The 21,936-nt window shown below is 72.4% G+C and carries 13 protein-coding genes and 2 pseudogenes; 6 read left to right on the plus strand and 9 right to left on the minus strand.

The window, feature by feature from the left end:
- Nucleotides 1-94 precede the first annotated feature (94 nt).
- Nucleotides 95-2,434, minus strand: coding sequence for a LamG-like jellyroll fold domain-containing protein (locus IF43_RS0116135; protein ID WP_078910202.1), 2,340 nt, complete (start codon nucleotides 2,432-2,434; stop codon nucleotides 95-97).
- Between the two features lie 453 nt (nucleotides 2,435-2,887).
- Here IF43_RS0116135 and lpdA point away from each other — a divergent pair, with 453 nt between their 5' ends.
- Complete coding sequence (lpdA, locus tag IF43_RS0116140) at nucleotides 2,888-4,291, plus strand: dihydrolipoyl dehydrogenase (RefSeq protein WP_030200351.1); 1,404 nt, start codon at nucleotides 2,888-2,890, stop codon at nucleotides 4,289-4,291.
- Nucleotides 4,292-4,315: 24 nt separating this feature from the next.
- On the opposite strand, the gene IF43_RS0116145 is transcribed toward lpdA, so the two are convergent.
- On the minus strand, nucleotides 4,316-4,891 hold the full coding sequence (locus IF43_RS0116145; RefSeq protein WP_030200356.1) for a TetR/AcrR family transcriptional regulator: 576 nt from the start codon (nucleotides 4,889-4,891) through the stop codon (nucleotides 4,316-4,318).
- 104 nt (nucleotides 4,892-4,995) lie between these two features.
- Between IF43_RS0116145 and IF43_RS0116150 the strand changes: the two genes are divergently transcribed.
- Entirely contained in the window at nucleotides 4,996-6,015 is a 1,020-nt protein-coding gene (locus tag IF43_RS0116150) for an NAD(P)-dependent alcohol dehydrogenase (protein ID WP_030200360.1), read from the plus strand.
- A gap of 12 nt (nucleotides 6,016-6,027) precedes the next feature.
- On the opposite strand, the gene IF43_RS0116155 is transcribed toward IF43_RS0116150, so the two are convergent.
- From IF43_RS0116155 to IF43_RS0116165, 3 genes are all read right to left on the minus strand, one after another.
- A complete protein-coding gene (locus IF43_RS0116155) occupies nucleotides 6,028-7,452 on the minus strand; it encodes a condensation domain-containing protein (RefSeq protein WP_030200363.1) in 1,425 nt (474 codons plus the stop codon).
- Nucleotides 7,452-8,867, minus strand: coding sequence for a condensation domain-containing protein (locus IF43_RS0116160; protein ID WP_030200366.1), 1,416 nt, complete (start codon nucleotides 8,865-8,867; stop codon nucleotides 7,452-7,454). Before IF43_RS0116160 ends, IF43_RS0116155 begins: the two co-directional genes overlap by 1 nt.
- Before the next feature lie 181 nt (nucleotides 8,868-9,048).
- Nucleotides 9,049-9,984: a glycoside hydrolase family 16 protein gene (locus IF43_RS0116165; RefSeq protein ID WP_051795400.1), complete on the minus strand. Its 936-nt coding sequence runs from the start codon at nucleotides 9,982-9,984 to the stop codon at nucleotides 9,049-9,051.
- A 336-nt stretch (nucleotides 9,985-10,320) separates the two neighbouring features.
- On the opposite strand from IF43_RS0116165, the gene IF43_RS0116170 reads away from it, so the two are divergent.
- The 3 genes from IF43_RS0116170 to IF43_RS0116180 all read left to right on the plus strand — a co-directional run bounded on the left by IF43_RS0116170 (nucleotide 10,321) and on the right by IF43_RS0116180 (nucleotide 14,125).
- Complete coding sequence (locus tag IF43_RS0116170; RefSeq protein ID WP_030200370.1) at nucleotides 10,321-10,533, plus strand: hypothetical protein; 213 nt, start codon at nucleotides 10,321-10,323, stop codon at nucleotides 10,531-10,533.
- Between the two features lie 218 nt (nucleotides 10,534-10,751).
- Entirely contained in the window at nucleotides 10,752-12,827 is a 2,076-nt protein-coding gene (locus tag IF43_RS0116175; protein WP_199922736.1) for a bifunctional polysaccharide deacetylase/glycosyltransferase family 2 protein, read from the plus strand.
- A gap of 2 nt (nucleotides 12,828-12,829) precedes the next feature.
- On the plus strand, nucleotides 12,830-14,125 hold the full coding sequence (locus tag IF43_RS0116180) for an acyltransferase (RefSeq protein ID WP_234332196.1): 1,296 nt from the start codon (nucleotides 12,830-12,832) through the stop codon (nucleotides 14,123-14,125).
- Between the two features lie 91 nt (nucleotides 14,126-14,216).
- Here the strand turns inward: IF43_RS0116180 and IF43_RS0116185 are convergent, their stop codons facing one another.
- Together IF43_RS0116185 and IF43_RS0116190 are read right to left on the minus strand one after the other, a co-directional pair.
- Complete coding sequence (locus tag IF43_RS0116185; RefSeq protein ID WP_078910203.1) at nucleotides 14,217-15,230, minus strand: BtrH N-terminal domain-containing protein; 1,014 nt, start codon at nucleotides 15,228-15,230, stop codon at nucleotides 14,217-14,219.
- A 118-nt stretch (nucleotides 15,231-15,348) separates the two neighbouring features.
- A complete protein-coding gene (locus tag IF43_RS0116190; RefSeq protein WP_037888732.1) occupies nucleotides 15,349-18,660 on the minus strand; it encodes a S8 family peptidase in 3,312 nt (1,103 codons plus the stop codon).
- 380 nt (nucleotides 18,661-19,040) lie between these two features.
- Between IF43_RS0116190 and IF43_RS36490 the strand changes: the two are divergent.
- Nucleotides 19,041-20,712, plus strand: a pseudogene (locus IF43_RS36490) (M4 family metallopeptidase).
- Nucleotides 20,713-20,854: 142 nt separating this feature from the next.
- On the opposite strand, the gene IF43_RS0116200 reads toward IF43_RS36490, so the two are convergent.
- A complete protein-coding gene (locus IF43_RS0116200; RefSeq protein WP_030200383.1) occupies nucleotides 20,855-21,691 on the minus strand; it encodes a glutathione S-transferase C-terminal domain-containing protein in 837 nt (278 codons plus the stop codon).
- A gap of 136 nt (nucleotides 21,692-21,827) precedes the next feature.
- Nucleotides 21,828-21,936: pseudogene (locus IF43_RS40740) on the minus strand (ABC transporter permease); the annotation flags it as partial.

A 21,936-nucleotide genomic window follows, 5' to 3' on the forward strand; every position in this document is an offset into this window, starting at 1 on the left:
CGGAAGGCGGGGCGGACGGCACGCTCCGTACGAACGGCTGCGGGGGCCGGCGCGGTGCGCCGGCCCCCGCGTCGTCAGGCGACCGGGATCGCCGTCACGGTGCCGTGGCCAGGTCGAAGTGGTTCTTGACCTGGGCGGCGGAGAGCGCCGTCGGGTAGACGGCGGTCTCGTCGATCTGGCCGGCGAACGCGTCGCTGAAGGGACGGCCGGGCCAGCCGGCGAGGTTGTCGCCGCCGACGTGCCAGTAGCCCGTGTAGTCCGCGTGGCCGGGGACGTTGAGCGTGCCCTTGCTCTGGCCGTCGACGTACAGCGCCATGCCGGCCGGACCCTGGGTCGCGACGACGTGGTGCCACCGGCTGTCGTTGTACGCCTCCCACCAGGGGCTGGCGAGGGTGTACGTGGAGCCGGAGTAGACGCCGAACACCAGACGACCGTCGTTGGTCATGTAGAGGTGGTCGTCGTACTGGTTGCTGAGCTGCGTGGTGTGGCTGCCGAACCCGATCAGCTTGCCGCCGGCCGTGGTGCCGGTCCGGAACCACGTCTCGATGGTGTACGAGCTGCCCGCCCGCTGGCGGTGGTCGCTGTAGACCTGCTGGGTCGTCCCGTTGAAGCCCATGGCCGTGCTGGGGCCCGTGACGGCCCCGGGCGCCTGCCGCAGGGACGGCGCGCCCACCTGGACGCCGCTGGTGTTGCCGCCGTTCGAGGAGTCGGCCACGTACGGGCTGACGGTGTCGTCGTAGCGCCAGTACAGCCGGGCGCCGTCCGCACGGACCTGGTTCGGGTAGGCCTGCGCGGAGGTCGGGACCGTCACGGACGCGGTGGCCGACCTGGCGCTCGTGTTGCCCGCGCCGTCGGTGGCCGTGACCCGGTAGGTGTACGTCTGGCCGGCCGTGACCGCGGTGTCGGTCCAGGAGGCCTGCCGCCGCTGGAACTCGAGGGAGTCGGCGGTCATCGTGTGGACCGGCGTGGCCGCACCGTTGCGGTAGATCCGGTAGGTCAGCCGGCTGTCGTCGGCGTCGAAGCTGGTGCGCCAGCGGACCTGGACCTCGCCGGGCCTGATGCTGCCGGCGCTGGCGACCGGGGTGGTCGGCGCGCCGACGTCGCCGGTGGACGCGAAGCGGGTCAGGCCCTGCTGGGGCTTGGTGTTGACGGTGGTGAACTCACCGCCGACCCAGAGGTACTTCGTGTCGCCCTTGGCCGCGACGGTCATGACGCGCGGGCCGACGCCCTCGCCGATGCCGCCGTTGACGGCGGGGAACCAGCCGAGCTTGCCCGGGCCCGGGACGAACCCGTCCACCGGAGCGGGCGCGGTGCCCTGGTGGTGGGTGGGCTGGGCCATCAGGTAGCGGCGCTTGCCGTCGTCCGGGAACTCGCCCTCGGTGGCGCAGTTGTGCGCGTGGGACGCGATGTAGAGCGCGCCGCCGTACGGCAGCACGTTCTGGGTCGCGCCCAGGCAGCGGTCGCGCCACCGCTCGCTGAAGTCGCTCAGGTTGAACGCCGTCCGGCCGTCGAACACACCGCCGGCGTTGCCCTGGTTGCCCGTGTAGAAGCTCGTCCCGTCGGTCGCGATGTCCATGACGATCGAGAGGCGGTGGAACGTGTTGTACGTCTTGCGCACCGCGCCGGACACCGCGTCCGCCACGGCGAGGGCGTGGCTGTTCGAGCCGTTGACGGTGAAGAAGTCGCCGCCGAGCAGGACGTTCTTGCCGTCGGGGGTGAGCTCGACGGCCCGGCCCGCCTCGTCGGCGTTCGCCGTGAAGGACCGCAGGGCCCCGGTGGTGGCGCTGACCGCGGCGAACTTGCGGCGGGTCTGGCCCTGGACGGTGCCGAAGTCACCGGCGGCGTACAGCGTCGTGTCGGAGACGGCGAGCGCGCGCACGGTGGCCGAGAAGCCGGGGTGGAAGGAGGCCTTCGGGGTGCAGGTGGCGATGTCGATCGCGGCGACGTTGGAGACCTTGACGTCGTTGACGGCGCCGAAGCGGCCACCGGCGTAGAGGGTCTTCTTGTCCTTCGACACGACGAGGGCGCGCACGGTCGCGGTGCTGCTGGTCGTCGTGAAGGAGAGCTGGCACGAGGTGGGCGCGCCCGTCGCGGCGTCGAGCGCGGCGAAGTTCACCACCGGCCGGGCGGTGCCGGCGGTGCCGGCCGGCGGGCGCAGCTCGGAGAACGTGCCGCCGGTGAACACGGTCCCGTTCACCTGGGTCATCGCCCAGACGATGCCGTTGGTCTGCCAGGTGGGCAGGTTGTCGGCGGTGAACGACACCGGCGGGGTGACGGCCGAGGCCTGCTGCGGGGCCAGTACGCCCAGTCCGGCGCCGGCCCCCGCCAGCGCGAGGACGAGGGCCGCGGTCAGCCCTCTGGATCTGCGCCGGGGACGCCCCGGGCCGTCGCCCGGCCGGCGTCGCTGCTCGCGCTCACTGTGTCTTTCGGTCATGAGTGCCTCAGGGATCCTGCGTGGAGGGTGCGGGTTGGCGAAAGCGTGCCAGAGGGGAGCGACGGAGAATTCGGGCAAACGGGCATTCATGTCGAGATGCCTTACCGTTACCTTCCGACTACATCTGATGGACCATCAAATACACGTGTACAGAACGGAGTTGAGGCGTCGGTGTGCGCGCGACCGCGGTCCGCCTTCCGGACCTGTTACTGAATCGAGACAAATTCTGCGGCGCCCAGCGGATATTGACGGGAATTCAGTCAGGCGCTCACGTTTTACGGAAAGAAATCCCCCCGCCACGGGCCGTGAGCTGCCGGTTCGCCGAGGTCGGGGCCCATCGGAACGGTGGCGCCGCGCCCCCGAAGAGCGTGTCCCGCCCACGCCTTCACTAAAGTGGCGCACGACCGGCGCACGACGCCGCGTCCCAGGCCGCTCCCTACCCGAAGGAGTCCCGTGTCCCAGCATTTCGACGTCGTCGTTCTCGGAGCCGGACCGGGCGGCTACGTCGCCGCCATCCGCGCCGCCCAGCTGGGCATGCAGGTCGCGGTCGTCGAGGAGAAGTACTGGGGCGGCGTCTGCCTGAACGTCGGCTGCATCCCGACCAAGGCGCTCCTGCGCAACGCCGAGCTCGCCCACATCTTCCAGCACGAGGCCAAGGCCTTCGGCATCACCGTCGACGGCACCGTGTCCTTCGACTACGGCGAGGCCTTCCGGCGCAGCCGCACGGTCGCGGACGGCCGCGTCAAGGGCGTCCACTACCTGATGAAGAAGAACGGCATCACCGAGTTCGACGGCCGCGGCACCTTTCTCGACGCCCACACCCTCCGGGTGGACGGGGCCGACGGCACGGAGCGGACCATCGGCTTCGACCACTGCATCATCGCCACCGGTGCCACCCCGCGCCTGCTGCCCGGCACCGCCCTGAGCGAGCGCGTCGTGACGTACGAGGAGCAGATCCTCGCGGAGGACGTGCCGGGCTCGATCGTGATCGCCGGGGCCGGCGCGATCGGCATCGAGTTCGCCTACGTGCTGAACAGCTACGGCGTGAAGGTCACCGTCGTCGAGTTCCTCGACCGTATCGCCCCGCTCGAGGACGAGGACGTCTCCAAGGAGCTGGCCAAGCAGTACCGCAAGCTCGGCATCGACGTGCTCACCTCCACCCGCGTCGAGTCGATCGACGACTCCGGGCCGCAGGTGCGGGTCACCGTCACCGGCAAGGACGGTGCGCAGCGGGTCCTCGAGGCGGACAAGGTCCTGCAGGCCATCGGTTTCGCGCCGAACGTCACCGGCTACGGCCTGGAGAACACCGGCGTCGCCCTCACCGAGCGCGGTGCGATCGACGTCGACGGCCGCTGCCGCACCTCCGTGCCGCACATCCACGCCATCGGCGACGTGACCGCGAAGCTGATGCTCGCGCACACGGCCGAGGCCATGGGGATCGTCGCCGCGGAGACCATCGCGGACGCGGAGACGATGGAGCTCGACTACCCGATGATCCCGCGGGCCACGTACTGCCGGCCGCAGATCGCGAGCTTCGGATGGACCGAGAAGCAGGCCCGAGAGAAGGGCTACGACGTCAAGGTGGCGAAGTTCCCGTTCACGGCGAACGGCAAGGCGCACGGCCTGGGCGACTCCGTCGGCTTCGTGAAGATCATCGCCGACGGTACGCACGGGGAGATCATCGGAGCCCACCTGATCGGACCGGACGTCACCGAGCTGCTGCCCGAGCTGACCCTGGCCCAGCAGTGGGACCTCACGGTCACCGAGGTGGCGCGCAACGTCCACGCGCATCCGACGCTGGGCGAGGCCGTGAAGGAGGCGGTCCACGGGCTCGCCGGCCACATGATCAACTTCTGAGGGGCGACGGCCCGCCCGGGCGGCTCAGACGGGCCGCCCGGAGTCGATGACGTGCTCCGCGAGCTCGCGGGAGGCGTCGGCGGCGCGGCGGTCCGGGCGGGTGGCGCCGGCGGCGAGCAGCCCGTCGACGAGGATGAGCAGCTGGTCGGCGGCGAACTCCGGCCGGGCGTGCCCGAGGGCGGTGAACTCGTCCGCGAACAGGCCGTGCAGGGTGCGCCGGTATGCCCGGGTGACCTCGTGTCCGGGGTGGTCCGGGTCCGTCAGGGCGAGGTCGGCGGCGAGGTAGCGGCAGCCGTGGAAGTCGGGGTCGGCGGCGATGCGGCCGAGCCGGTCGACCACCGCGAGCAGCCGGGCCCGCGGGTCGTCGCCGGCCTCCGCCATCGTCGCGCGGTAGCGGGCCTCGTCCTCGGCGGTGCTGCGGCGCAGCATTTCCGCGATGAGCCCGTCCTTGCCGCCGAAGTGCTCGTACAGCGAACGCCGGGCGACGCCGGCGGCCTTGAGCAGGGCGTCCACGCCGACGCCGACGCCCTGCGCGTAGGTCAGCTCCTGGGCGGCGAGCAGCAGTCGTTCCCGGGGGCCCGGCTTGGCGGAAGTCGTCATGGCCCGATTGTGCCCACCCTTGACGGAATAGATCAACCGGTCTATCTATGAGTTAGACCGAACGTTCTATCTCCATTCCCACCTCGCGAAGGGACGGCACGCGGATGCGCAGCTACCACCTGTCACACACAGGGGCCGGCCCGGCCGGCCTCACCGTCCGCGAGCACGCCACCCCGGTGCCCGGCCCGGGCCAGGCCCTGGTGGCCGTACGCGCGACGTCCCTGAGCTTCCGCGAACTCATGGTCCTCGAAGGGACCTACGTCCTGCCCGTCAAGCCCGACGTCGTCCCCGTCTCGGACGGGGCCGGCGACGTGGTCGCGGTCGGGCCGGGCGTCCGCACGACCCGCACCGGCGACCGCGTCGCCGCCACGCTCTTCCCGTCCTGGCAGGACGGACCGTTCGCCGCCGAGCACCTCCCGCAGCGGGGCGGCTCGCTGGACGGGATGCTCACCGAACTCGCTCTGGTCGACGCCGACTCGCTGGTCACCGTCCCCGCCCACCTGACGTACGAGGAGGCCGCGACCCTGCCCTGCGCGGCGGTGACCGCCTGGAACGCCCTCACCGGCGACGGGGCCGGCCTCCGCCCGGGCGACACCGTCGTCGTGCAGGGCTCGGGAGGCGTGTCCCTCTTCGCCCTCCAGCTCGCCAAGGCGCTCGGCGCCCGCGTGATCGCCACGACCAGCAGCCCCGTCAAGGCGGCACGCCTGCGCGAACTCGGCGCCGACCACGTCATCGACTACACGGCCGCACCCGACTGGGCCGCCGAGGTCCGCACCCTCACCGCGGGCCGCGGCGCCGACCGCATCGTCGACGTCGCCGGGCTCCTCCACGAGTCCGTCCGCGCCGTCGCCCTGGCGGGCACGATCGCCTGCGTCGGCTTCGTCGGCGCCTCGGCCACCCCGCTCGACCCCCGCGCGGTCTTCGCCTCCGGCGCGACCATCCGCAGCGTGGCCGTCGGCAGCCGTGCCCAGTTCACCGCCATGAACGCGGTCATCGAGGCCCACGGCATCCGCCCCCTCGTCGACCGCGTGTTCCCCTTCGAGGAGGCCGTAGACGCCTACCGCCACTACGCCACCGGCAGGGCCTTCGGGAAGGTGGTGATCAGCCACGCCCCGCAGGCGTGAACCCCGCGGTCGTCAGAGGGACCCCCGACGGGCCATCGCCTCCAACGTCCGCCCCAGGGTGCCTACCAGGGCCGCCTTCGTGCGGCGCGCCGGCGGGGTGTCCACGTGGACGGAGTTCAGGTGGATGCCCTCGTGGGTGCGGTGCAGCCACAGGAACATGCCGTTGGTACAGGGGATCGAGGTGTACGCGCCGGCCTGCCGCTCGGCGTGGTGCGCCGCGCCGGGGACGTCCCGGAGGTCCATGTACGAGACGAAGTTGACCGCGTGGGGCCAGGGCCGGGCGTAGAGCTCGGGAGCGAGCAGCCGCAGCACGACGACGAACGGGATCCGGCCGCCCCTGACCATCCGCGTGGACGCGTCCCGGGCGGCGCCCACCGTCTGCGCGAAGTCCGCACCCGCCGCCACCGGGAACTCGACCGGGAGCAGGTTCACGAACCATCCCGTGCTGTGCGCGTGGCGCCCGCGCCCGCGCGTGCCGACGGGCACCAGGGCGCGGTACACGTCGGGACCGCCCTCCTTCCTCAGGCTCACGCCGACGGCGGCGAGGGCCCCGGTCGCCACGCCCGCGCCGACCGACCGGCACCGCGCCTCCAGGGCCGCCGCACCGGAGCGGTCCAGCAGGGTGTCGGTCGCGTTCACCGCGCGGCAGCCGGCCCCCGGCTCGATGCCGAGGTCCAGCGGGAACCGCGGGAACGGGCCCCCGTTGCGGGCCATGAAGCCCTTCCAGTGGTCGAGCCTGCCGTCCTCGGGGCCCACCCCGGCCGTCCGGCGCCGCTCCTCGCGGGCGTGCTCGACGAAGCCGGCCACGGCCGGGAGGTCCGGTTCCCGGCCGCGTGAGAAGGCCTCGTAGGCGGTGGCGATGTCGTCCAGGACGACCGTCATCGAGGTCCCGTCGGTCACCAGGTGGTCGCAGGCGAAGTGGACCGTGGTGGACTCCTCGCGGATCATCGCGCCCATGACGAACCAGGGCCCGCGGCGGGTGTCCGTGGTGCTCAGGAACCGCTCCACCCGGGCGCGGGCCCCGGCGGGAGAGCTGACGGCTCCCCGGTCGACGGCTTCGAGTTTGACGTCCTCCGGCGCCGCGACGTCCACGACGACGCCACCGCCGGCCGCGGAGCGGAACGTGCAGCGCAGCGCCTCGTGCCGGCGTACGCAGTGGAGCAGGGCGGCCTCGAGCGCCGGGCGGTCGAGCCGGCCGCGGATCTCGAACGTGACGGCGAAGGAATCGGTACGGCCCCGCTCCCCGCTCCCGTCTCCGCCTCCTTCCCCGGCGTCGCCCGCCGGGGGCGCGGACGCGGCGAAGTGGTACTCCTGGTTGTAGGAGGGCAGCGGCCGGTCCGGTTCCTGGGAGGCGCCGGCGCGCGTCACGGCCCGTACCCGCCATTCGACGGCGTGCCCGGGGGCGATGACCAGCTCGGACGCGGGGAGTTGGCGCATCAGTACCGGCCGGTGCGGGCGACGTCGTCCAGGGTCCCCACGAGGGTGCCGACCAGGGCCGCCTTCGTGCGGTGGGCCTGCGGGGTGTCCACGAAGACGGAGTTCAGGTGGAGTCCGGCGTGGTTGCGGTGGAACCAGAAGAAGATGCCGTTGCTGTGCGAGGTGGACACGTACTTGCGCGCCCGGCGCGCCACGTGGCTGTGCGCTCCCGGGGTCCGCCGGAAGTCCAGGTAGGAGAAGAAGCTGACGGCGAACGGCCAGACCTGCGGCCCGTTCTGATCACGGGTCAGCAGGTCGAAGACGCGGACGAAGGGCGCGTCGGCGTACGGGCGCATCGCGTCCAGGGCACCCTGCGCGCCGGCCACGACGTCCGCGAAGCCCATGCCCTCGGCCACCGGGAACTCTACGGGGAGCGTGTTGACGAACCAGCCCATGCCGTGTTCCCCGGGGCCCCGGCCGCGCGTGTTGACCGGTACGAGGGCCCGGTACATGTCCGGCCCCCCTTCCCGGCGCAGGCTGACGCCGAGGGCGGCCAGGACGGCGGCGGAGGTCCGCCCGCCCGTCGCACGGCAGCGGGCCTCCAGCGCGTCCAGCCGGCCGGCGGGCAGCAGCGTGTCCGTCTGGTTGACGGCGCGGTACGCCACCCCAGGCTCGATCCCTAGGTCCAGGGGGAAACGCGGGAAGAGCTGCCCGCCGTTGCGCGCGACGAACCCCTTCCAGTGGTCCAGCAGCGCGTCCTCGGGGCCCATCGCCGCGCCGCGCCGCCGCTCGGCGGCGGCGTGGTCGAGGAAGCTCTGCGCCTCGGGCAGGACCGGCTCGCGGCCCTGGGCGTAGGCCTCGTAGGCCGCGGCGACGTCGTGGACGGCGACGGGCGTCGACACCCCGTCGGACAGCAGGTGGTCGCACGCGAAGTAGACGGTGGTCGACTCCTCCCGGACCATCGCGCCCATGACGATCCACGGACCGCGCAGCGTGTCGGTGCCCTGGAGGAACCGCTGCACGTAGGCGCGGGCCTCGGCCGGGGAGTCGAACCGCCCGGCGTCGACGCGCTCGAGCTTCACGTCCTGCGGCGGTACGACCTCCAGCACCGGCTCGTCGACGCCCTCCCCGAAGCCCTTGAACTCGCACCGCAACACCTCGTGGCGCCGGACGAGATGGAGCAGGGCGGCCTCCAGCGCCCCGCGGTCGACGCTCCCGCGGATCTCGAAGGAGCCGCCGATGTACGAGGCGTAGCCGATGTCCAGGGCGCGCAGGCTCCGCGCGACCGAGAGGTGGTCCTTCTGGTTGTAGGACGCCAGGGGCGCCGGACCGGAGTCCTCCGAGTCGCCGTGCCCGGCGGTTCCGGCAGCGGACACCGTCCATTCCACGGCGTGTCCGGGTGCCATCTCCATGTCCTCGACGGGCAGCTGCAGCACGGTGACCTTCCTGATCGGTCGTCGTCACGTCGCCCGTAAAACGAGCCGGACACCGCAGGGTGACGGCCCGGTACACGAAGTGGGCGTCGTCCGAACAGGACAACGCCCACTGCGCACACCGCACTTCACGATTCCGGACCGATCGCCTGCACGAATCGCGGCCGTGGAATCCGTACGGGGTTCAGGACTTCGGCACGGTGTTGACGTAGTCGGTGCCGGCGCCGTAGAAGCCGTCCACCGTTTTCCTGACGTCGGCCAGGGAAACGGCCTCATCGGCCTTGTAGTAGAACCAGTTGACCTTCATGTCCCAGGTGCGCGGGCCGCCGGTGAAAGGAAGGTCGATGAACCAGTTGCTGAAGTGGATGTCCATCTTCTCGCGCGGGACGTATTTGCCGGAGCTGGTGAACAGCTCCTTGCCGTCCAGCGAATAGGTGACCTTTCCGTCCACGGCCGTGATCATCAAGGTGTGCCAGCCCGCGAGGTCCCGCCTGAGCGCGTGGGTGACCCGGTCCGGGGGATCGGCCCGGTACCAGCTCGTGGTGTCGAGCTGGGGGCCCACCGAGCCCCAGCCGCCGTTCGGCATGTACTCGTAGTCGAGTTCGCTGTAGTCCGGCGAGGAGTCCGAGGCGGAGATCGGGTAGAAGGTCTGCACGACGTGGTCGCCGTTGCGACCGCTCGTCGGCTCGCCGCTGAGGTGGATCCGGGCGGCGAAGGTCCCGGTGAACAGCGGAGTGCCGGTGCTCTGCACCTCGACCTGCCTGGTGCCCCGGCCGGTGCCGTCGGTGGACGCCTGCAGCCGCAGGACCCGGCCGCCCTGGGCGCTCGTGTCGGCGGGGAAGTCGGCGCCGGCGGACCAGGTGTCCTTGATCCCCGGGCCGCCCCCGCCGGTGCGGACCTCCCAGCCGTGGGCGGCCAGCGCGGGGTCGTCGGGTCCGTCGTACCGGAAGGTGTCGAACAGGGTTCCCGGCGGTCCGGCCGGGGTGGGCGGGGCACTGGGGGCGGGCGCGGCGCCGTCGTCCACGGGGCCGCCGGAACAGGCGGCGAGTACGCACAGGAAGGCGGGCAGGGTGAGCGCGGTCCACGCGCGGCGTCGAGAGGTGCGGCGGGGACGGCTCACACGGGCTCCTTGATGAATGAAAGGCGGTACCTGAACACGCCCTTTTACACGAGGACCAATGGCTGATCACACGAGGGGGTCATCTTAAAGTCCCACGCCGGGGAACCGTATCCGCGTGCTTACTGATCGGTATTGCCAATTGTCATTTCGATCCGATTACGACAACTGAGCAGATCGCGTCAAATCCAGACATCGACCCCAAGTCGATGAAGGCCGGTGCACTAGCGTTCGCCCTGCGATTCCGCGGTCTACGTACCCTGCACTGAAAGGCCTCGCAAGGTGCGCCCAGTCATTCCTTCCTTCGAACGCGCACCGGCATATCAGGCGCAGCCTGAAATGTCCGGTCCGGGTCTTGCGGGGCCTGCTCCCGCGCCGGTCTTCGTCGACCAGTCGGGTCTGCGCGGCCGTCTGCTGCGGGGCTTCGGCTGGCCGGTCTCCGTGGTCGGCGCGATCCTGGCGGTCGCCATGGGCAGCAGCCTGATCGGTGTGCAGGCGGACGCCCCCGCGATGGGAGTGCCCCCGCAGCCCTCGACGTCGCCCGCCCCGTAGCCCCGTAGCCCCGTAGCCCCCTGGCGCCGCCGCCGGCGCCCACCCCGTCGTCAGTCAGCGCCGTCCTCGTCGTCCCGACCCTGGACGCCCCGTGGTGCGCGGTCGGCGACCCCCGCCCGCACCACCCGTCTCCAGGAGCGTCATTGTCCCGCCACCAGCGCCGCCGGCAGTCCCTGCTCAGGCCGCGCCGACTGGCCGCGCCACCGCTGCGCTTCTTCATGCCGCTGTCCCTGCTGGCCTGCCTGCTCGCGCTCCTCGTCCTGCGCGGCCTCGCCAACAACGAGGCGTTCCACGACTCCCGCATCGCCATCTCGGTCGACAAGACGACCGTGCCGCGCCACCTCCTCAAGGGCGGTCCGGTCATCGACGCGCGCGGCACCAGGAACGAGCAGCCCCTGAGCTACCGCATCCCCGACCGCACCGCGGTCCTGAGCTTCGACGACGGCCCCTCGCCGAAGTGGACCCCGAAGATCCTGGAACTGCTCAGGGCCCGCGGCATCCGCGCGGACTTCTTCGTGACCGGCGCCATGACCACGCGCAACCCGGAGCTGATCAAGCAGATCGTGGCGGACGGCCACGAACTCGGCGTCCACACCTTCACCCACCCCGACCTGGTCTACCAGTCCCACGCCCGGATCAGCTGGGAGCTGGCCCAGACGCAGCTGGCGCTCGCCGGCGTCGCGGGCGTCCACAGCGCGCTCTTCCGGCCGCCGTACTCCTCCGACGCCTCGGCGCTGGACGACTGGAACTACCCGGTGATCAAGTACGTCGGCGCGCGCGGCTACCTCACCGCGTTCATCGACCGCGACACCGACGACTGGAAGCGTCCCGGCGTCGAGAAGATCGTCAAGGCGGCGATGCCGCGCAAGCCGGGCGCGGGCGCGCTGATCCTGCTGCACGACGCGGGCGGCGACCGCACCCAGACCATCACCGCGCTCGGACAGGTCATCGACCGCCTGCACGCCCAGGGCTACCGCTTCACCACCATCTCCGAGGCGCTCGGCGCCTCCAGCGCCACCGTGCCGGTGCACGGGTACCAGCTGTGGGCGGGCAAGGGCTTCATCTGGGCCACCCAGTTCGCCGTGCGCACCCTGCCGGTCCTCGTCGGGCTGCTGGCCGTCGTCGGTTTCCTCAACTTCGGCCGGTTCGCGCTCATGCTCGTCCTCGCACCGGTCCACGCCCGTCGCGCCAAGCGGCGGGACGCCTGGGGAGCGCCCGTCACCCGGCCGGTCACCGTACTGGTCCCGGCCTACAACGAGCGCGAGTGCATAGCCAACACCCTCCACTCACTGGCCGCCAGCGACCACCCGATCGAGGTCATCGTCATCGACGACGGCTCCACGGACGGCACCGCGGACATCGTCGAGGAGATGGCCCTGCCGTTCGTCCGGCTGATCCGCAAGGTCAACGGCGGCAAGTCCAGCGCGCTCAACACCGGCATCGCGGCCGCCTCGCACGACATCATCGTGATGATGGACGGCGACACCGTCTTCGAGCCGTCCACCGTGCGCGAGCTGGTCCAGCCCTTCGGCGACCCGGCGATCGGCGCGGTCGCGGGCAACGCCAAGGTCGGCAACCGCGAGAGCCTGATCGGCGCCTGGCAGCACATCGAGTACGTCCTCGGCCACAACCTGGACCGCCGGATGTACGACATGCTGGGCGTCATCCCCACCATCCCCGGCGCGGTCGGTGCCTTCCGCAAGGAGGCCCTCCAGCAGGTCGGCGGCATGAGCGACGACACCCTCGCCGAGGACACCGACATCACCATCGCGGTGCTGTGCGACGGCTGGCGGATCGTGTACGCCGAGCACGCCCGTGCCTGGACCGAGGCCCCCGCCAGCCTCCAGCAGCTCTGGTCCCAGCGGTACCGCTGGAGCTACGGCAGCATGCAGGCGATGTGGAAGCACCGTGGCGCGGTCACCTCCAGCGGCCCGGCCGGGCGCTTCGGCCGCCTCGGGCTGCCCCTCGTGGTCCTGTTCGGCGTGGTCGCCCCGCTGCTGGCGCCGCTGGTCGACCTGTTCCTGCTGTACGGCGTGCTGTTCGGGGACGCCCCGCTCACCCTCACCAGCTGGGGCGGCTTCATCCTGCTCCAGGCCGCGCTGTCCTGGTACGCCTTCCGGCTCGACCGCGAGAAGCCCTGGCACCTGATCAGCCTGCCGATCCAGCAGCTGGTCTACCGACAGCTCATGTACGTCGTCCTGTTGCAGTCCGCGATCACGGCGGTGACCGGTGGCCGACTGCGCTGGCAGAAGCTCCGGCGCACCGGCGAGGTCGCTGTACCGGTGGAGGCCTGACCGTGACCTCGTCCACTGACTTCTGGCGCTCCCGCGACACCCTCCAGCTGAGGGTCCCCGCCGGGCTGCGGTACGAGCCGCAGGCACTGCCGGACCCCGATCCCGAACCCGTACCGGACACCGCGCCCGACGGGGAGTCCCCGGCGCGGCGCACGACCGGCCGGGACCGCTACCTGGACCTGCTGCGCGCACTGGCGCTGGTCCGCGTGGTGCTCTACCACAACTTCGGCTGGGCCTGGCTGCCGCTCGTCTTCCCGTCGATGGGCGTGATGTTCGCACTGGCCGGCTCGCTGATGGCCCGCTCGCTCAGCCGTCCCGCCCTCGACGTGATCCGCGGCCGGCTGCGCCGGCTGCTGCCCCCGATGTGGCTGTTCGGCGCCCTCATGATCGCCCTGCAGATCTACGACGGCTGGGGCCCCCGCTCCGAGGGCCACCCCACCTGGTGGTGGGCCAAGACGGCCTTCTGGATCCTGCCGCTGAGCACCCCGCCCTACGCGGACGAGCTGGCCGGCTTCCACCACCACGTGGAGCAGTCCTGGGCCGCGCAGATCATCGTGCCGCTCTGGTACCTGCGGGCCTACCTCTGGTACGTCCTGCTCTCCCCGCTCATGCTCCGGGCGCTGCGACGCTTCCCGGTGGTGACGCTGTTCACCCCGCTGGCGCTGTCGATCGTCATGAACACCTTCTTCGCCGAGCAGGAGTTCGTCTACAGCAGGGTCTGGGAGACCGCCAACGACTTCACCATGTTCGGCTCCTGCTGGATCCTCGGCATGGCCCACCAGGAGGGCCTGCTCAAGAAGATCCCGCAGTACGTCCTGCCCTCCGTCGCACCGCTGGTCATGGTGGCCGGCTTCTGGTACCTGCAGACCCGGCCGGTCGATCCGACCGAGCCGACCGACCTGGAGTCCTGGCCGATCGCCCAGGCCCTGTGGTCCCTCGGCTTCGTCGCCCTCCTGCTCCACGTCAGCCCGTCCTGGGAGCAGTGGCCCAGGCCGCTGGAGCGCTGGAACGGCCTGGTCAGCCTGCTCAACTCGCGCGCCGTCAGCGTCTACCTCTGGCACGAGACGGCACTGGTGGCCGCCATCCCGCTGATCGACCCCCTCTGGAGCGTCCGGTTCTTCTACGACCACCTCCAGTGGCTCCTGCTCAGCCCGTGGTTCACGCTCCTGGTGGCGATCCCGCTGCTCGGCGTGCTGGTGCTGGCGTTCGGCTGGGTCGAGGACGTGGCGGCCAAACGCCCGCCCCGGCTCCTGCCGTACCCGCGCCGCGGACGGGGCAGGCGCCGGGCCGCCGGCTGACGGGCCGCGCCCGGGCCACCGGGCCGCTCTTGGGCCACCGGGCCGCGCCCGGGCGCCGGGGGCGCTGCGGAGGCGCCGGATCCTCACCCCGTCACGGCTGCTGCCGCCGCAGGGCCGTCACCGCCTGCCGCTCGAGGTCCAGGGAGTGGTCCACGTGCGTCGCGCACGCCTCGAAGAGCGCGCGGCGTTCCCCGGCGTCGGCGTCCGCGTCGGCACCGAGGGCGAGCAGGGCGAGCCGCGACCAGTGCACGGCCGATTCCCGGAACAGCGCGGCGGCCTCCGGCCGGCCGACGAGGTCGAGGAAGTCGGCGTACAGCGGGCGGGTGGCGGCCGGGGCGGTCCACTCCTCCTCGAGGCAGGAGTACAGCCGCCCGGTGCCGGCCCGGAAGGCCTCAGGCGACCCGCCGAACCGGTGCTCCCAGCCCGCTCGGGTGTCGCGGTCGCGCAGCTCCGCGGCGAGCTTCTCCATACCGGTGAAGCCGAAGTTCACGTCGAACGCGTTGCCCAGCACCGGCCCGGTCAGGTGCGTGATCGTGGCGGCGATCGCCCCCGCGACGTCCGGCTCCCCCTCGGCCGGACCGGTGGGCACGACCAGCTGGTGACGGCCCTTGCGGTGCGCGGTCCAGGCGGCGCCGAACTCCTCGCGGTCGATGCGGTACGGGGTCGGGGCCCCGTCGTCGACCAGCAGGTCGTCGCCGTCGTACCCGGCGATCACCACGGTGTGGGCGTCCGTGCCGGTGAGCTCGGCGTCGGGGTCGGCCTCGTGCCAGGGCAGGGACGAGCGGTCGACGACGCAGAACGCGGGCTGCCCCTTGTCGAGCGCCGCGCGGACGCGGCCCCATCGCGGGTTCATCGCACGCGTGGCCTCGTACGGGATCCCCAGGCGGCCGAGCGCGACCTGCACCCACGGCTCCGGGTGGGCCTGGGCCACGATCGTGGCGAGGGGCAGCCGGCCCGCGTACTCGAACACGAAGTACATGAAGCCGACGCCCCCGGCCAGGCCGGCGACCAGTTCCTCGTCGTGGACGCTGCCCACGGCATGCCGGATCAGGGAGGCCTCGCGGTGGCGTCCGGTTTCGAAGTCTTCGTACACGAGCACAGTCATGTGCACACCCTAGGCGGGCGGGCGGAATCCGGACGAGGCGGCCGCGGGGGGACGCGGACCGGCCCGGCGCCGCGGGTGCGGGGCCGGGCCGGGGACGGTGCGCCGCCGTGGGCTCAGGTCACCGGACGAGCCGGTAGGCGTTGGCGATCGTCTCGCGTGCCGTATTGCCCTGCTTGTCCTTCAGGTCCACCCGGAAGGTCACGCCACCGGCGGTCGCCGGGTGCTTGACGGTCACCGAGCGGGCGCCCTCGGCGTCGGTGGCCACGGCCAGCGGGTGCCAGGTCCGGCCGCCGTCGTAGGAGACGCGGACGGTCAGCGCCGCGAGCTGCCCGGCCGCCGCGGCCGCGCCGGCGACGTGCAGCGGCACCTTCAGGGTGCTGCCGGCCTTCGCCGTCCCGGTCAGGCCGAGCTTCGGGGAGAGCCGTACGGTCGACAGCGGCAGCTTGACGCTCCGGTCGGTGGCCGGGCGGGCCGAGGTGAACGTCCAGACGCCGGTCACCTTGGTGCTGGTGGAGGTGTCCTCGGCGGACCGGGTGGCCTCCTTGGTCAGCCGGTACACCGCGGAGGCGGCCGGGGCGTCGGTGACGCTCACCCAGTCGTTGGGCGCCCCCTCGGCGAGGACCCGGCCGCCGGACTCCAGCCGGCTGAAGCCGCCGGTGGCGACGGAGCTGCCCTCGTGACCGGCACCGTCCACGAACAGCTGCAGGTTGGCGTCGATCGTGTTGCCGTACCGCTCGGCCCCCTGCCCGCCGGACCCGGCGCCCAGGTCGGGTCCGACCACGCCGGTGTTGAACTCCAGGGCGTAGCGCCCGGCCGGCCGGTAGGCCACCCGGTTCGCGTAGTGGACGATGCGGACCTCGCCGTGGACGTTGGCCTGCGAGGCGGACCAGCTCCAGCGCACGCCGCCGGTGCTCATGTACTGCGTGCCGGCGAGCGGGAGGGTCCGCTCCATCGTGGTGATCGGGCCGGCGCTGAAGCCTTCGGGGGTCGACGCGGTGATCTGTACGAGGCCCTTGGCGCCGGGGACCGAGGCGCCGAAGCCGAACTTCACCTCGGCGAGGTCGGCGCGGGCGACGGTGCGGGTCAGGCCGGTGAACCAGCTGCCGGTGCGCTGGAAGGCGAGGCGGTAGTCGGTGGTCGGGGCCGCGGGCGACCGCCAGACGCCGGACAGCTGCGCCTGCACGCCGGTCGCCGCCGGGCCGAGCGCGGCGGTGCGGAACTTCGTCGTGCCGTCCACGACCCAGCTGCCGGACACGCCCGCTGCCTCGTCGTAGTAGCCGACGGTGGCGCTCACCAGCTTGGCGCTGCGGTCCGGGGCGGTGATGGCGAAGGGCTTGGCCCTGCTGGAGTCGAGGGTGACGGTGGTCTTCGCGGCCACCTTCAGCACGGGCTGGACGAAGACGGCCATGCGGTTGTCGGTGCCGGGGCTGGTGACCAGGCTCTCCAGCTGGTAGTTGCCCTTGGGCAGCCGCTTGACGGCCGTGCCCGAGGGGCCGTAGGGCACGTCGAGGCGCTCCATCCCGTTCGTGCCGGCCTTGGTGAGGGTGGTGGCGTAGCCGGGTGCGGGCCGGCCGTTCTCGTCGAGGTGGCGCACGGTCACGTCGTACGACTCGATCTCACGCTGGACGGCGAGGCCGGTGTGCACCGACTGGCCGCCCCCGGCGGCGAGTACGGTGCCGCCGAAGGAGCCGTCGGCGGTGCCCTTGCGGGTGTCGACGGTGACGGTGGTCGTCGCGGTGCCGCCGGCCGGGACGGTGAGCTTCGCGTCCTTGACGGTGAACATCCCGGCCGGGGCCGGGCGGCCCGCCGCGTCGGTGCCGGCCGCGGACAGCGCGAGCGTGACGGCCTTGGTGCCGTGGTTGCGGTAGGTGAGGGCCTTGGCGCGCGGCCTGTCGTCCGCGTGCGGCCACAGCTGGGTGCCGAAGTCGAGCGAGCCGGGCTCGGAGACGACGAAGGCGGTGCGGGCCCGGGTGAGGTCCACCCGACCGGCGCCCTGCTGCAGGGCGTTCAGCCCCGGACGGGGCTTGGCCGAACCGGTCAGCAGCGCCTTGAGCCGCGCACCGCTCCATCCCGGGTGCTGCTGGAGCAGCAGGGCGGCGGCGCCAGCGACGTGCGGGGTGGCCATGGAGGTGCCCGACATCGTGGTGTAGCCGTTGCCGGCGGGCTCGCCGCCCTGGGTGGTCTTGGCGGCCACGATGTCGACGCCGGGGGCGGTGATGTCGGGCTTGGACAGTCCGGTGGCGGTCGGGCCGCGGCTGGAGAAGTCCGCGAGCCGGTCCTGCTTGTCGACCGCGCCGACCGTGAGCGCCGCGGGGGCGCTGCCGGGCGAGGTGATCGTGCCCGGCTTGTCGCCCTCGTTGCCGGCGCAGACGACGAACAGGGCCTTGCCGGAGAGCCGGGCGACCGCTTCCTCCATCGGGTCGACCTCGGGGCCGTCGTCCGCGACGATGCTCATGTTGACGATCCGGGCGCCCTGGTCGACGGCCCACTGCATGCCGGCGGCGATGCCCGACTGGCTGCCGAAGCCGTCGTCGCCGAGGACCTTGCCGTCGAGCAGCCGGGCGCCGGGGGCGACGCCCTTGTACCGGCCGCCCGACCTGGCGCCGGAGCCGGCGAGGGTGGAGGCCACGTGCGTGCCGTGGCCGTAACGGTCCTTGGCGTCGGGTGAGTCGGTGAAGTTCTTCTCGGCCACCTCCACGCCGCGGAGGTCGGGGTGGGTCTGGTCGACGCCGCTGTCCAGGACCGCGACCTTGACCCCCTTGCCGGTGTAGCCGGCCTTCCACATGGCCGGGGCGCCGATCTGCGGCACGCTCTTGTCGAGGGCGGCGCGGACCTTGCCGTCCAGCCACAGGTGGGTGATCGGCGCCGCTTGCCGCGCGGTCGCGCCCGCGGGCGTCCGACCGGCGAGCCGGGACCACAGGGCCGGGACACCGGACTTGGGCGCCTCGAAGGCCTCGCCGTCGACGGCGGGCAGCGCGCGACGGTCGCGGGCGACGTCGGCCAGTGCCTCGCCGAAGGCGCTGGGCATCCTGGCCCCGGAGGCGTCCCGCCGGTACGAGACGATCAGCGGCAGGGCGTCGCGGTGCGCGTCGTCGAAGCCGTCGGCGGCCAGTCGGGCGACGTCGAACAGCCTCCGGTCCACCACCCCTTCGCCCAGCAGGCGCAGGGCGTCCTGCGGGATGACGTACGTGTGCCCGGCCGTGCGCCGGATCGACATGGCCGTGCCCTCACGGCCCTTGGCGCGGTCGATCCGGACCACCGACCCGTCCGCTCCGACGGCGACGCGGTCGCCGGTGACCAGGGTGACGGTCACCGGTGGTCCCGCCGGTGCCTTCGGTCCCTGGTGTCCGGTGGGTCGTACGGTCGGCGCCGGCTGGCCCGTGGCCGCCGCCGTCCCGGCGACCAGCGCCGCCGCCACCGTGGCGGCCACTGCCGCCCCCCTCACTTTCGCCACAGGTATCACCTGTGATCCCCCGCTCTCATGCGCATGCCAAAAGGTCGCTCCGTAACACGCATGTGGGGGCCATTCAGTTCTCCTGTCCGACAGGTCGTACGGATCGGGCGCGGGATCCTCGCGCGCGCCGTGCTTCACGCGTGTTGCGCATTCCTGTGCCGTCCGTGTCGGCGCGTGTCGGGGCCCTTTCCATCCCGTGAAGAGCCGGGCGGCAAATCCGGCACGGGCGGGCGAACCGCCACGTCTGCCTCGTGACATGTCCGCGACGGACTGCAAGTCTCCCTGGCCATCACGGCATTCCTCCTCGCAGAGGCGGACGCCGATGCCAACTCCCCACGACACCCTGGAGAATCCGCATGTTCTCGCTTCCTCCCACCGGCGGCCCGGCGCGCCATCTCGCCCTCGTGTCCGGCACCGCCGTCCTCACCGGCACCCTGATCGCCGCGAGTGCCTCCGGGGCGTCAGCGGGTGCCGCCGACTCGCACCGGGACCGCACCTCCGCCGCGTCCACCGCCCGGTCGCTCGGCCTCGGCGCCCAGGAGCGGTTGGTCGTCAAGGACGTGGTCAAGGACGCCGACGGCACGGTGCACGTCCGCTACGACCGCACCTACGCAGGACTTCCGGTCCTCGGCGGCGACCTCGTCGTGCACCGTGCCGCCGACGGCAGCGTCAAGGGCGTCACCAAGGCGGTCCGGGCCGCCATCCAGGTGGCCTCGCTCACCCCGAAGCTGGCCCCGGCCGCCGCGGCCTCGGCCGCGACCGAGGCCGCCGCGGTCGCGAGGACCACGGGCGCCGCCACCGCCGAGGCGCCCCGGAAGGTGATCTGGGCCGTCGGAGGCACGCCCGTCCTCGCCTACGAGACCCTCGTCACCGGCACCCAGCGGGACGGCGTCACCCCGAGCCGGCTGCGCGTCGTCACCGACGCCACCACGGGCCGGAAGCTGTTCGAGGCCCAGCTCATCGACGGCATAGCCGACGCCGTCACCGGCCGGGGCGCCGTCGGCGCCGGCGAGCAGGCCGGCACCCCGGCCGCCGCCGCGGTCGGCACCGGCGTCTCCCAGTACAGCGGGACCGTCACCCTGAACACCACGACCTCGTCATCGGGTTACAGCCTCGTCGACGGCGTGCGGGGCGGATCCAGCACCGTCGACCTCAAGCACCGCACGGGCGGTAAGGGCACCGTCTTCACCGACGCGGACAACAAGTGGGGCACCGGCAGCCCCGCCAACAACCAGACCGCCGCCGTGGACGCCGCCTACGGCGCCGCCCAGACCTGGGGACTTCTACAAGAACGTCCTGCACCGCAACGGCATCAAGAACGACGGCCGGGCCCCGGTCTCCCGGGTCCACTACGGCAACGCGTACCAGAACGCCTTCTGGGACGACCAGTCCTTCACCATCACCTACGGCGACGGCGCGAACAACCAGCACCCGCTCACCCAGCTCGACGTGGCCGGCCACGAGTTCAGCCACGGCGTCACCTCCGCCACCGCCGGCCTGCAGTACTCCGGCGAGTCCGGCGGCCTGAACGAGGCCACCTCGGACATCTTCGGCACCGCGGTGGAGTGGAACGCGAACAACGCCCAGGACGCGGGCGACTACCTGCTCGGCGAGAAGATCGACATCTTCGGCAACGGCAAGCCGCTGCGCTACCAGGACAAGCCGAGCAAGGACGGCCGCGGCTCGGCCGACTACTGGAGCGCCGGCGTCGGCGGCCTCGACGTGCACTACTCCTCCGGCGTCGCCAACCACTTCTTCTACCTGCTGTCCGAGGGCAGTGGCGCGAAGGACCTCAACGGCGTGCACTACGACAGCCCGACCGTGGACGGCTCCACGGTCACCGGCATCGGCCGCGACAAGGCGGTGCAGATCTGGTACAAGGCGCTGACCGCGTACTTCACGTCCACCACCGACTACCACGGTGCCCGTGCCGGCACCCTGAAGGCCGCCACCGACCTCTACGGCGCGAACAGTGCGGAAGTCGAGGCGGTGGACGCCGCCTGGGCCGGTGTGAACGTCAAGGCCTGACCCTGAACCACGCAGTGCCGCACCGGTGGGGGACCGGTGCGGCACTGCGGCGATTCCGCCGGTTGCGGCGTGCCCCGGGGCTCTTCCGCCGGATCACGGCCTCCGGCCTTCCGGAAGGGGCGCGCTCCGGGCACGGCGCGCGTCACGACCCGGGCCAGTCCACGATCCGCACCGCCGCGCCGGCGGCCTCCTCGCCCCGGCACTGGGCGTGGTGCCTGCGGGCGATGCCGTCCAGGTCGAGGCGGGAGGCGAAGGCGGGATGCGCCCCCAGTCGTCGCGCGTACGACCACAGCTGCGGGTGGTCGGTGATGCGGTACACGGCAGCGGCGTCCAGGTGCCAGCGGTGCACCGTGTCCAGCTGCACGAGCGTCACCCACAACTGCACGTCGGCAGCGGTGAGTTCGCCGCCCAGGACGTACTCGGCGGAGGTGAGCCGCAGCTCCAGTGCGTCCAGTGTGCCCAGGAGTGCGGTGAGCGCGGCGTCGCGTGCCGACCCGTCGATGCCGGAGCGGCCGGCGCGCTGGGCCGCCGCGTTGATGCCCTGCTCGCAGAGCCGGGCGACGGCCTCGATCCGCTCGTCGGCGCCGTCCGGGTACAGGCGCGGGCCGGAGGCGCTGAAGTGCCGGGACAGGTCCTGGAGGATGTCGGGGGCGTGCGTGCTGACGATGCGTCCGGTCCACCCGTCGCTGAGCACCGGCGCCTCGGCCGGACCCGGGTACTGGTGGGAACTGGCCTCGTACAGCGCACGCAGCGCCAGGTGCCCGCCGTCAGGGGCGTCGGGCACGGCGGGCAGCAACGTGACCGGGAGGACGTCTTCCAGGCCGAGCAGGCCGTGGGTGACGGCGATCCGCAGACAGCGCGGACAGGACAGGGCGAGGTGGAGCCGGTAGCGGTGCGGCACGGCCGGGTAGCCGCTGCGCGCGTCGCGGCCGATCCTGCTCCGGAAGGACGGCACGGTGTGGTGGGAAATGGCGGACATGCGTCTCCCTGGGGGCACGGGGAAGGGCACGGTCACGGGCCGGGACGCGGCGCCGACGGACTCGGGCGGGAAGCCGCCGAGGGCGACGGAGGAGCCCGACCTCCCGGTTCGAGCGGCCGGCGGGCCGCCCGTACGGTCAGCTCCTGACCAGCAGGCCGCGGTTGCGCAGTACGTGGCGCTCGAGGGGGCTGAAGATCAGCAGGTCGATCGCGATGCCGACGACGAGGATCAGGAAGATCGCCAGG

Source organism: Streptomyces sp. NRRL S-87, assembly GCF_000719335.1.
Lineage (GTDB): Bacteria > Actinomycetota > Actinomycetes > Streptomycetales > Streptomycetaceae > Streptomyces.